The sequence below is a fragment of the Actinosynnema sp. genome (assembly GCF_052038725.1).
The window spans coordinates 1-9,613 of record NZ_JBQGCX010001264.1 but is presented as its reverse complement, the minus strand read 5'-3'; the positions used below and the strand labels follow the sequence as shown (position 1 = coordinate 9,613).

6 protein-coding genes are annotated in these 9,613 nt (G+C 72.3%); 1 reads left to right on the top strand and 5 read right to left on the bottom strand.

Translation table 11 applies throughout. The features are described from left to right. Positions 1 to 94: 94 nt before the first annotated feature. The 5 genes from ACTUAL_RS26690 to ACTUAL_RS26670 are packed head-to-tail and all read right to left on the bottom strand — an operon-like array spanning position 95 to position 5,915. Entirely contained in the window at positions 95 to 1,183 is a 1,089-nt protein-coding gene (locus tag ACTUAL_RS26690) for an ABC transporter ATP-binding protein (RefSeq protein ID WP_177154502.1), read from the bottom strand. 50 nt (positions 1,184 to 1,233) lie between these two features. After that, a complete protein-coding gene (locus ACTUAL_RS26685; RefSeq protein WP_096491075.1) occupies positions 1,234 to 2,229 on the bottom strand; it encodes an ABC transporter ATP-binding protein in 996 nt (331 codons plus the stop codon). A 5-nt stretch (positions 2,230 to 2,234) separates the two neighbouring features. Continuing rightward, positions 2,235 to 3,167, bottom strand: coding sequence for an ABC transporter permease (locus tag ACTUAL_RS26680; protein ID WP_440902176.1), 933 nt, complete (start codon positions 3,165 to 3,167; stop codon positions 2,235 to 2,237). 6 nt (positions 3,168 to 3,173) lie between these two features. After that, entirely contained in the window at positions 3,174 to 4,184 is a 1,011-nt protein-coding gene (locus ACTUAL_RS26675) for an ABC transporter permease (RefSeq protein ID WP_096491073.1), read from the bottom strand. Between the two features lie 45 nt (positions 4,185 to 4,229). Continuing rightward, positions 4,230 to 5,915, bottom strand: coding sequence for an ABC transporter substrate-binding protein (locus ACTUAL_RS26670; RefSeq protein ID WP_096491072.1), 1,686 nt, complete (start codon positions 5,913 to 5,915; stop codon positions 4,230 to 4,232). A gap of 196 nt (positions 5,916 to 6,111) precedes the next feature. Between ACTUAL_RS26670 and ACTUAL_RS26665 the strand changes: the two genes are divergently transcribed. Further along, positions 6,112 to 9,411, top strand: coding sequence for a BTAD domain-containing putative transcriptional regulator (locus tag ACTUAL_RS26665; protein ID WP_440902175.1), 3,300 nt, complete (start codon positions 6,112 to 6,114; stop codon positions 9,409 to 9,411). Positions 9,412 to 9,613: the final 202 nt, after the last annotated feature.

Below are 9,613 nucleotides of genomic sequence, written 5' to 3'. Positions count from 1 at the left end.
CGGGGGGCCCGGTGCACCTGGGGCCGGGGGGGCCCTCTAAAAATGCGGGGGGGGGGCCCCTCGCCCCCCACCCGGGCCGACTTCACGGCAGCGCCTACGGGTTCAGCACCTCGGTGACCGAGGCGGGCCCGACGAGCGGGACGTCCGGGGAGATCCCGTCCTCCTCCACCAGCACCGTCTCGACCTCGTGCGGCTTGATCGCCCCGGAGCGGATGTCCTCCGCCCAGTGGCAGGCCACCCGGTGGCCGGGCAGCACCTCGCGCAGCGCGGGCCGCTCGGTGTCGCACCTGGTCGCCTGCCGCCACGGGCACCGCGTGTGGAAGCGGCACCCGGTCGGCGGGTTGGCGGGCGAGGGCAGGTCGCCCTTGAGCAGGATGCGCTCGCGCCGGTCCTCCACCACGGGGTCCGGCACCGGGATCGCCGACAGCAGCGCCCTGGTGTACGGGTGCAGCGGCTCGGCGTACAGCCCGTCCGAGCTCGCCTCCTCCACGATCCCGCCCAGGTACATGACGCCGACCCGGTCGGCGATGTGCCGCACGACCGCGAGGTCGTGGGCGATCACCAGGTAGGTCAGCCCCAGCTTCTCCTGCAGCTCCTCCAGCAGGTTCACCACCTGCGCCTGCACCGACACGTCGAGCGCGGACACCGGCTCGTCGGCGATGATCAGGTCGGGCTCGACCGCCAGCGCGCGGGCGATGCCGATGCGCTGGCGCTGGCCGCCGGAGAACTCGTGCGGGTACTTGCGCAGCGAGGTCGACGGCAGGCCCACGGCGGCCAGCAGCTCGCGCAGGCGCTTGCCGGTGGCCTCCTTGCCCTTGTCCAGCCCGTGCGCGCGCAGCCCCTCGACCAGGATCGACTCGACCGACTGGCGCGGGTCCAGCGAGGACATCGGGTCCTGGAACACCATCTGCATCCGCTGCCGCATGGTGCGCAGCGACTCGCCCTTGAGCGTGGACAGGTCGGTGCCGTCGAACACGACCCGGCCGCCGGTCGGCTCGGTGAGCCGCAGCACGGCCCTGCCGAGCGTGGACTTGCCGCAGCCGGACTCGCCGACCAGGCCGTACGTCTCGCCCTTGCGGATGCTCAGGTCCACGCCGTCGACCGCGTACACGTGGCCGACGGTGCGGTCCAGGAACACGCCCCGCTTGATCGGGAAGTGGACCTGGATGCCCTCGATCGAGATGAGGGCGTCGCCCTCGGGGGCCCGCTCGGCCTGAACGGGTTCTGCCGCGGTCACGCGCCCACCTCCTCTGCGACCTCGGGCCGCACCGGGTTGTGGCAGCGCAGCAGCCTGCCGCCGCCGAGGTCCTCCTGCTCCGGCGTGGTCGTCACGCACACGTCCAGCGCGTTCGGGCAGCGCGGCGCGAACGCGCAGCCGCCCTCCCACGGGATGTTGTCGGCGACCGAGCCCTTGATGGGCACCAGCCGCTCGCCGCGCGGCGCGTCCAGCCTCGGGATGGAGGCCAGCAGGCCGTGGGTGTACGGGTGGCGCGGCTGCCCGAACAGCTCGTGCCGCTGCGCCTTCTCCACGACGCGACCGCCGTAGAGCACGTTCACCTCGTCGCACAGGCCCGCGACGACGCCCAGGTCGTGCGTGATCATGACCAGCGCGGTCCCGGTGTCCTGCACCAGTTCCTTGAGCAGCGCCAGGATCTGCGCCTGGATGGTCACGTCCAGCGCCGTGGTCGGCTCGTCCGCGATGAGCAGCCGGGGGCGGCAGGCGAGCGCGATGGCGATCAGCGCGCGCTGGCGCATCCCGCCGGACAGCTGGTGCGGGAACTCCGAGAGCCGCCGGGTCGGGTCGGGGATGCCGACCTTGTCCAGCAGGTCGGCCGCCTCGACCATGGCCTGCTTGCGCGGCATCCCGCGGTGCCGCTCCAGCACCTCGGTGACCTGCAGGCCGATCGGGATGACCGGGTTGAGCGAGGACAGCGGGTCCTGGAACACCATGCCCAGGTCGCGGCCCCGCCGGTCGCGCATCTGGCGGTCGGACAGCTTCAGCAGGTCGGTGCCCTCGTAGCCGACCGACCCGGTGATCCTCGCCCCGCGCTTGGGCAGCAGGCCCATGATCGCGAGGGAGGTCACCGACTTGCCGCAGCCGGACTCGCCGACCAGGCCGACGGTCTGGCCGGGCTCGACGTCGAAGCTGACCCCGTCCACGGCGGTGAAGGGCTGCTCGCCCTTGCGCTCGAAGACGACGGTGAGGTCGCGTACTTCCAGCAGTGCCATCGGGATCACCGCCTGTTCTTGGGGTCGAGCGCGTCGCGCAGCGACTCACCGACCAGGGTGAAGCCGAGCGCGATCACGATGATGCAGCCCGCGGGCCAGAACGCCAGGTGCGGGTGGCTGTCGATCACGGTCTGGGCGCTGCCGAGCATCTGACCCCACTCGGGGATCGTGTCGTCGGGGTTGCCGAGGCCCAGGAACGACAGCGCCGCCGCGTCGATGATCGACGTGGCCAGCACCAGGGTGGACTGGACGATGACCGGGCCGAGCGAGTTCGGCAGCATGTGCCGGAACACGATCGGGCCGGGCTTCACGCCGAGCGCGGTGGCGGCCAGCACGTGGTCGCTGGAGCGCTGGGCGAGCATCGAGCCGCGCAGGAGCCGGGCGAACACCGGGATCTGCACGATGGACACCGCGAGGATCACGGTGAGCAGGCTGGGCCTGGCGAACAGCGCGCCGATGCCGAAGGCCAGCAGCAGCTGCGGGATCGACAGCATGACGTCGACGACGCGCATGACGAGCGAGTCGACCCAGCCGCCGAACGCGCCGGCGAGGACGCCGAGCACCATGCCGCCCGCGAGGCCGATCAGGGTGGCGAACACGCCGACCAGCAGGGTCTGCTGGGCGCCGACGAGCAGCCGGGCCAGCAGGTCGCGGCCGACCAGGTCGCCGCCGAGGGGGTAGCCCTCCTGCGGGCCGGGGATCTGGTTGCGGGCCTTGATGACCTGGTCGATCAGGTCGCGGGCCGCGGGGTCGTGCGGGGCGATCCACGGCGAGATCGCCGCGACGACCAGGAACAGCGCGATGATCACCGCGCCGAGCAGGAAGACCGGGCTGCGCCGCAGCCGCTTCCAGGCGCTGGCGGCGAGGCTGACGCCGGAGTCGGAGGCCGAGCTCTCGGCGAGAGCGTCGATCCGCTCCTTCTTCGTGGTGGGGGTCATGAGCGGCTACCTCGCCCTGATCCGAGGGTCGATGAGCGCGTACGACAGGTCCACCAGCAGGTTCACCAGCACGTAGATCATCGCGGCGACCAGGATGAACATCTGCAGGACCGGGTAGTCCCTGCGCTCGAACCCGATGGCCAGCGCCTCGCCGACGCCGGGGAAGGCGAACACCTTCTCGGTGAGCACCGCGCCCGCCAGCAGCGCGCCGATCTGCAGGCCGATGGTGGTGACCACGGGCAGCATGGCGTTGCGCAGGATGTGCCTGCGGCGGATGACGCTGCCCAGCAGGCCCTTGGACTCGGCGGTGCGCACGTAGTCCTCGTTCAGCACGTCGAGCACCGCCGCCCTGGTGATCCGGAAGATCACCGCGAACGGGATGGTGGCCAGCGCGCACGCGGGCAGGACCAGGTGCGTCAGCGCGTTGATCGCGGCGTCCCACTCCTGCGTGAGCAGGCCGTCGAGGACGAAGAAGCCGGTGACGCGGGTCGCGTCGATGCCCGCGGACTGGCGGCCCGCGGAGGGCAGCCAGCCGAGCTGGGACGCGAAGAGGTACTTGAGCAGGTAGGCCAGGAAGAAGACCGGCACGGCGACGCCGATCAGCGACCCGCCCACGCTCAGGTTGTCGAACAGGCCGCCGCGCTTGCGGGCGGCCAGGTAGCCCAGGGGGATTCCCAGCGCGATCGCGATCAGCATGGCGAAGGCGCTCAGCTCGATCGTGGCGGGGAAGCGCTGGAGGAAGATGTCCACCACCGCGTCGCCCGGCTGCACGCCGGTCGAGTTGCCGAAGTCCCCGGTGAGGGCGCGGCCCAGGAATTTGAAGTACTGGACGAAGATCGGCTGGTCCAAGCCGAGCTGCTTGCTCAACGCCGCCCGTGACTCTTCCGTGCCGCGCTCCCCCAGGAGGGCCGATGCCGGCCCTCCCGGGAGTGCGCGCAACCACGAGAAGACGAGCAACGAGAGCACCAGCACCACGACGACGAGCTGGATCAGCCGTCGGATGGTGTAGCGGAGCACTGGTTCAACCCCGTTGTCTCTGTGGTGGAGTGGTAGTCAGTCCGGTCAGTTGACCGTGACGTCGACGAACTTCTCGTCGGTCAGCGGGCTCGGAGTGATGCCCTTGACGTTGTTCTTCACGACCAGCGCCGGCGGCGAGTGCGAGATCGGCAGCGCGGGCACGTACTCGGCCATGATCTTGCGGTTGATCTCCTTGTAGAGGTCGTACCGCTTGGTCCGGTCCGGCTCAGCGTCAGCCGTCTTCAGCTGCGTGGCCAGGTCGGCGCCCCACGCGGAGGCCCCGGTGTTGAAGCGGTTGGCCGGGTTGCCGAAGAAGGTGCCCACCCAGTTGTCCGCGCTACCGGTGTCGCCGGTCCAGCCGAGCAGGAACAGGTCGGCCTGCTCGCCCTGGTCGACGTCGGTCAGGTAGCCGCCGTTCCACGGCTTGGTGACCGCCTCCACCTTGATGCCCGCCGCCTGCAGGTCCGCGGCGATGGCGCCGTAGAGGTCCTTCGGGTTGGGCATGTACGGGCGGGTGACCTCGGACGGCCAGTAGAACTTCAGCGTCAGGTCGGACGCGCCCGCCTCGGCGAGCAGCGCCTTGGCCTTCTCCGCCGAGTACTCGTACTTCTGCACGTCGTCGGCGTAGCCGCCCACGGTCTTCGGGATGAACTGGGTCGCGACCTCGGCGCCCTCGGGCAGCTGGGACTTGACCAGCTGCTCGCGGTTGATCGCGTGCAGCAGCGCCTGGCGGACCTTGAGGTCCTGGAGCTTCGGGTTCCGCTTCTGGTTGATGCCCACGTAGAAGACGTTGAACGCCGGGCGGACCTCGACGTTGAAGCCACCGCTCTTCAGGCTGTCCCAGTCGGCGGCGTTCGGGAAGTCGAAGCCGTCGATGTCACCGGACTGCAGCGCCTGCTTGCGGGCGGTCTCGTCGGGGATGATCCGGAAGACCAGCTTGTCCAGCTTGGTCTTCTCGCCCCAGTAGTCGTCGTTGCGCACGAGCTCGACGACGTTGTTCGCCTTGTCGTACTTGCCGAACTTGAACGGGCCCGTGCCGGTCGGGTGCTCGTTCGCGTAGGCCGGGAAGACGAAGCTGTCGCCCTGCGCCTTCACGTCGTCGGCGTTGAACTCCTTCAGGGCCTTCGGGCTCTGCATGGAGAACGACGGCAGGCCCAGGATGTCCGGGAACTTGGACGTCGTCTTGGTCAGGGTGACCACGGCGGTGTCGGCGCCCTCGGCGGCGCAGCTCTTGTAGAGCGACGTCTCCGGCTTGTCGGAGAAACCGCCGAAGTTGTCGACGTAGTACTGGGAGACGGCGTCGGACTGCGCGTCGCCCTTCAGGTTGTACCAGCGGTCGAAGTTGAAGCAGACGGCCTCGGCGTTGAAGTCGGTGCCGTCGTGGAACTTCACGCCCGTCTCGAGCTTGAACGTCCACGTGAGGCCGTCGGGAGTGCTCGACCACTCCTTGGCCAGCGAGGGAGCGGGCTCGGCGGTGCCGGGCTTGAACGTGGTCAGGCCGTCGAACATCTGCCTGGCGACGCGGAAGGTCTCACCGTCGGTCGCGAACATCGGGTCGAACAGCTTCGGGGCTCCCGCGGCCCCGAAGGTGAACGTCCCGCCCGCGGCGCCGCCGGTCCCGGAGTCCTGGCTGCGCTCGGACTGCACGCAGGAGGTGAGGACGAGCGCGGCGGCACTGGTGAGACCGATCGCAGCCACCCAGCGTCGCTGGGCCGATCGGGAATGAACCATCAAACACACCCCTATGGGAATTCCGGGATCTCACGGTGTGGTCACGGACGATAACCGGTCCTCACAACCTTCTAGACCGGCCGAGGTCACGATCCGGCCACGTGGCAGTTGATTGTCGTACGTCCGGCGCACGTCCGCTGACCCGGCGTGATCACCGTGGGTCGGGCAAACGCTCTCCTACGCTGTAGAACGGACGGTGACCAGCACCTCGGCGGGAAGGGGGGACCCGGTGGGCGAGCAGCTCGAACTGGGCGTCCTCGGACCGCTGCGGGTGGTGGTCGGCGGGCGGCACGTCGCGGTGCGCGCGGGCAGGCAGCGGTGCCTGCTGGCGTCCCTGCTGACCCGGCCGGGATCACCGGTCTCGGTGGACGAGCTGGCCGAGCACGTGTGGGGCGACCGGCCGCCCGCGCGGGCCAGGCAGACCCTGCACACCTACGTCATGCGGCTGCGCCAGGTCCTCGGCCCGGAGGTGCCGATCCGGACCGTCCCGGACGGCTACCTGGTGGACGTCCCGGCCGCTGCGGTGGACGCCGCCAGGTTCGACGAGCTGCTCGCGCTCGGCGACCGCGAGCAGGCGGCCGGACGGCTCGCCGAGGCCTCGTCCGCGCTGGCAGCGGCCCTGGAGCTGTGGCGGGGACCGGCGCTGGCGGACGTCCCGTCGGCGGTGCTGCACCGCGACGAGGCGCCCCGGCTGACCGAGCGCGGGCTGCACGCGCGCGAGCGCCGCGCGGAGGTCGACCTGGCGCTCGGGCGGCACGCCGAGCTGGTGCCGGAGCTGACCGCGCTGACCGCCGAGCACCCCCTGCGGGAGCGCCTGTGGGCGCAGCTCGTGGTGGCCCTGCACCGCTCGGGGAGGCGGGCCGAGGCGCTGGCCGCGTACGACCGGGTGAGCGCCCTCCTGGCCGAGGAGCTGGGCATCGACCCCGGCGGGGAGCTGCGCCGCGTGCACCGGGCCGTGCTGGCCGACGAGGGCGGTCCCGCCCCTGGTCCGGAGGGGGCGGAGAGCGGTCCGGAACCGGTCGCGCCGTCCCAGCTCCCGGCGGGCGCCGGGGACTTCGTGGGGCGCTCGAACTCGGTTCACCTCGTGGAAACACTGCTGCGCAGATCACACGGTGTGCCGGTCGTCACCTTGTCCGGGCAACCCGGAGTAGGTAAAACCGCCCTCGCCGTGCACGCCGCGCACCGGTTGCGCGGGGACTTCCCGGACGGCCAGCTGTACGTGAACCTGCGCGGACACGCCCAGGGGCCGCCGCTGAGCGCCGTGGACGTGCTGCCGAGGTTCCTGCGCGCCCAGGGCGTCGCCCCCGAGTCGGTGCCGCTGGACCCGGACGAGCAGGAGGCCCTCTACCGCTCCCGGCTGACCGGCAGGCGGGTGCTGGTGGTGCTGGACGACGCGGCGAGCGCCGAGCAGATCCGCCCGCTGCTGCCCGGCTCCCCCGGTTGCGCCGTCCTGGTGACCAGCCGGGACGCGCTGCGCGGCCTGGCGGTCAGCCACGCGGCCACGAACGTGCGCCTGGACGTGCTCGACGACGGCGAGGCCAGGGCGCTGCTGTCCGGGGTGCTCGGCGCGGACGTGGTCGGCGGCCAGCGCGCCGCCACCGGCGAGCTGGTGGCGCTGTGCGCGCACCTGCCGCTGGCGCTGCGGATCGCCGCCGCGAACGTGCTGAGCAGGCCGGGGACCACCGTCGCCGGGTACGTGGAGGAGCTGCGCGCGGGCAACCGGCTGGCGGCGCTGAGCGTGGAGGGCGACGAGCGGGCCGCCGTGCAGGCCGCGTTCGACCTGTCGTACGCCGCCCTCAAGCCGGAGCTGGCGCAGCTGTTCCGGCTGCTGGCGGTGGCGCCCGGCGACCTCACCCCGGACCTGGCGGCGGCGCTGGGCGGCCGGCCCGTCCCGGAGGCGCGCAGGCGCCTGGACCGGCTGGCCACGGTGAACCTGGTCGACCGGCCCGCGCCGGGCCGCTACCAGTTCCACGACCTGCTCAGGGACTACGCGGCCCAGCGCCTGGCGGCCGAGGACGGCGAGGCGGGCAGGGACCGGGTGTTCCGCAGGCTGCTGGACTGGTCGATCCGGTCGGTGGACGCCGCCACCGAGGCGCTCAAGAGCACCCTGGTGCGCCACCCGCGCGCCTCGGACGTGCCGGGCGTGGAGCCGAGGCGGTTCGACTCGCCCGCCGAGGCGCTGGCCTGGTTGGACGCGGAGCGGGCGAACCTGGTGGCGCTGGTGTCCCACGCCGCCGCGCGCCCGCCGCACGAGGACTGCTGGCAGCTGGGGGTCGCGCTGCGCCGCGACTTCTACCTGGCGGCGCTGCCGGGGGAGTGGCGGGCGGCGGCGGGCGCGGGCCTGGCGTCGGCGCGGGCCGCGCGGGACCCGGTGGGCGAGGCGGCGATGCTGTCGTCGCTGGGGGTCCTGTACTGGTCGCTCGGCAGGCACCCGGTGGCCGTCGACCACTTCCTGGCGGCCGTGGGCGTGCAGGAGCGCGGCGGGGCGTGGCCGAGGGCGCGGGCGCAGGTCCTGGCGAACCTGGGGGCCGTGTACATCGACGTGGGCGAGCTGGAGCGGGCGACCGAGCACCTGGAGCGGGCGCTGGCCATCACCGGGGAGATCGGCGCGCCCCAGCAGGAGGGCATCACCCAGCTGAACCTCGGCGGCGTGTACCTCCAGCTGGCCGAGCTGGACCGGGCCGCGGCGTGCTTCGAGGGCGCGCTGGACGTCGGCAGGCGCCTGGGGGTCTGGATGACCCAGGCGGACGCGCTGCACGCGCTCGCCGAGGTGGAGCTGCTCAGGGGCGCGCCCGCGCGGGCCGCGGACCTGTTCGAGCGCTCGGGCGAGCTGTACGGGCTGGCCGGGGCGCGGAGCTTCGCGCACATCCCGCACGAGGGGCTGGCGCAGGCGCACCTGGCGCGGGGCCGGTACGCGGAGGCCATCGCGGAGGCGGGTCGGGCGCTGGAGTTCGCGCAGGAGCGGGAGAACCTGAAGGGCCGCTGCGACGCGAAGAACGTGCTGGGGCAGGCCCTGGTGGGCGCGGGGCGGCTCGTGGAGGGCGCGGGACGGCACACCGAGGCGCTGGGCATCGCCGAGGAGATCAGCTACCCGTGGGGCATCGTGGCCGCCCGCAGGGGCCTGGCGACGGCGCACCACGCGGCGGGCCGCCTGGTGGAGGCCGAGGAGGCGGCGCGGAGTGCCCTGGAGGGCGCGGCGGCCTACCGGCTGCGGCTGCCCGAGGGCGACGTCCTGGTGCTGCTGGGCCGGATCGAGCTGGACCTCGGCGAACTGGACCGCGCGCTGGACACCGCGAACCGCGCCGCGGCAGCGGGGGCGGCCTCGGGAAGGCGCCTGCTCGCGGCCCAGGCCGACCACCTCCTCGGTGACCTGAGAGCTGCAGCGGGCGATCCCAGGGCCGCACGGGCCCTCTGGGACGCCGCTGCGGCGGGCTACGAGTCCGCGGGAGCCCCGGAGGCGACGATCCTCAGAACCCTCCTGCGCCGCGTGTCCTGACCCGCGCCCCCAGGCGCCCGGACCACTTCACGCCGGTCCTCGGCGTGTTCTCCACCGCATTTTCCTCAGAACGCAGAAAAGCCCTGTGGGGGGGCCGGAAAACCGGGCGCCCCACCGGGGAAAAATTTTGGGCGGCGGCCTACACTCCCACACCCGCACGAGTGCAGTACCAACGGCGCTGGTAGGCTTAAATAACGGGGTC